At 46.7% G+C, this 2410-nt stretch carries 2 protein-coding genes; both read left to right on the top strand.

All coding sequences use genetic code 11. The annotated features are described in order from the left end of the window. Positions 1-58: 58 nt before the first annotated feature. On the top strand, positions 59-886 hold the full coding sequence (locus JX312_RS12300) for an SDR family oxidoreductase (protein WP_204458183.1): 828 nt from the start codon (positions 59-61) through the stop codon (positions 884-886). 115 nt (positions 887-1001) lie between these two features. Next, positions 1002-2327: a nucleotide sugar dehydrogenase gene (locus tag JX312_RS12295; RefSeq protein ID WP_123404756.1), complete on the top strand. Its 1326-nt coding sequence runs from the start codon at positions 1002-1004 to the stop codon at positions 2325-2327. The last annotated feature ends 83 nt before the right edge of the window (positions 2328-2410 follow it).

Below are 2410 nucleotides of genomic sequence, written 5' to 3'. Positions count from 1 at the left end.
ATACAGAGTTTAACAATTTCGCATTAACAGATTTTAAGAGACGCCAGTGATGTTAATTATGAAAAGAATNGTAATCATGGGTGCTTCTTCCGGAATCGGACTCAGGGTTGCCGAGGCGTTTGCGTCAAGAGGTGTGAAAGTAGGCATGGCTGCGCGTCATACGGAATCGATGCGCGAACTTAAGAAACAATATCCGGATATGATAGAATATGAATCTATCGATGTCACACATATCAACGCTCCGGAACTCCTTGGAAAACTGATCGAGAAACTCGGAGGAATGGACATTTACTTCCATGTGGCGGGAATAGGATATGAGAATCTTGAGCTTGACCCTCAGCGCGAAGTGAATATAATAGCAACGAATCTTGGAGGATTCGCAAGAATGTTAAGCACAGCATACCGTTATTTCCGGGACAACGGCATATCGGGTCGTATCGCGGCAGTGACAAGCGTTGCCGGGACAAACGGCATCGGCAGACTGTCTGCTTATTCTTCATCAAAGAAAGGGGCGCAGGCATACATGGTGGCTCTTGAGCAGCTTGCAAATGAAGAGGGCGCCAAGGTGTCATTCACAGATATCAGACCCGGATGGATACGCACTCCGTTGCTTAGACCGGGACTGAAATATCCGATGGAGATGGATCTCGATTATGCAGTGCCGCAGATCATAAAGGCTATCGTGCAACATCCGAGAGTGGCGGTTGTAGACTGGCGATGGAATATAGTAGTCGGTCTTTGGCGACTCGTACCGAACATGGCGTGGACAAAAGTAAGGATGAAAATCTCGACTCCAGACATCCCGTTGCCACGACCGTCTTCGCATCCCTTTGTCTCTACGGATTCAGAGCGAGAGGAATCGCGGCATAAAGACAATATTGTCTGACATGCTGCAGGCGTTCAGCAGAGTTCAAAGTGGAGTTCAAATCCGGCGTTTTTTGTTTTTAACATCATTTCTTCGTATATTTGCGGTCGGGCAAAGATTGCCCGGCATATAATAGATGGAAGAAATAAGAAAATACAATATCGCGGTTGCGGGGACCGGCTATGTCGGTCTCAGCATCGCCACGCTTCTCGCTCAGCACAACCGGGTAACAGCTGTGGATGTGATTGAGGAGAAGGTGGATAAGATAAACAAGCGCATCGCGCCTATTCAGGATGATTATATCGACAGATTCTTTGCCGAAAAAGACCTTGATCTCAGAGCCACACTTGACGGAGCTGCCGCATATCGCAATGCCGAGTTTGTGGTCATCGCTGCGCCGACCAATTATGATCCTCACACCAATTGCTTTGACACACATCACATAGAGGATGTTATCGACCTTGTGTCAAGTGTGAATCCTGACGCTGTGATGGTGATCAAATCAACAATTCCTGTAGGATATTGCAGGTCGCTGTATGCAAGATATGCGGCAAAAGGTGTTAAGAGACTGAATCTGCTGTTCTTCCCGGAATTTCTAAGGGAGTCAAAGGCACTATATGATAATCTTTATCCGTCGCGGATTGTGGCTGGTGTTCCTAAACTGATTGGAGACAGTCGTTTCGCGGAAGAAAACGCCGCAATCGAGGCAATTGCGGATTTACCATATCTGGAGAAGAGCGCTAAAGTTTTTGCCTCTCTTTTGCAGCAGGGAGCCTTGAAGCCGGATATAGATGTGCTGTATATGGGACTTAAAGAGGCTGAAGCCGTCAAACTGTTTGCCAATACCTATCTTGCTTTGCGGGTAAGCTACTTCAACGAGCTTGATACGTATGCAGAGGTAAAGGGTCTTGATTCCCAGTCGATAATCAAAGGTGTCGGACTTGATCCGCGTATCGGCACGCACTATAATAATCCATCGTTCGGATATGGCGGTTATTGTCTGCCCAAAGATACGAAGCAGCTGCTTGCCAATTACGCAGAAGTGCCTCAGAACATGATGACAGCCATAGTGGAGAGTAACCGTACAAGGAAGGATTTTATCGCAGACCAGGTGTTGCGCATGGCGGGATATTATGATTATACCACTTCCAACATATATGGCACTGCTTCGGAAGTGCCGTGTGTGATAGGAGTGTATCGTCTGACGATGAAATCAAATTCAGATAATTTCCGCCAGTCATCTATCCAGGGTGTGATGAAGCGTATAAAGGCAAAAGGGGCTACGGTCGTGATATATGAACCCTCGCTTGAAGACGGTTCGACATTCTTCGGAAGTCTTGTGGTGAATGATCTCGCCAGATTCAAAGAAATGTCAAGATCTATTCTTGCCAACAGGTATGATCCGTGTTTGGATGACGTGGCTGAAAAAGTCTATACGCGCGATATCTTCCGAAGAGACTGAATGCAAATATGTTTCAATGAAATAGAAAAGAGGATGTGTCATAATAGCCCGTCTGGGTCGTTGGCTGAATGATTCGGCTTCGG

The organism is Barnesiella sp. CU968, assembly GCF_905219685.1.
Lineage (GTDB): Bacteria > Bacteroidota > Bacteroidia > Bacteroidales > Muribaculaceae > Lepagella > Lepagella muris_A.
Note: the sequence above shows the minus strand (reverse complement) of the source record. Positions and strands in the feature narration are given on the sequence as shown.

Bases quoted from the DNA above. Each gene is read 5' to 3' on its own strand.
- JX312_RS12295 (WP_123404756.1), top strand. From the start codon at position 1,002: ATGGAAGAAATAAGAAAATACAATATCGCGGTTGCGGGGACCGGCTAT.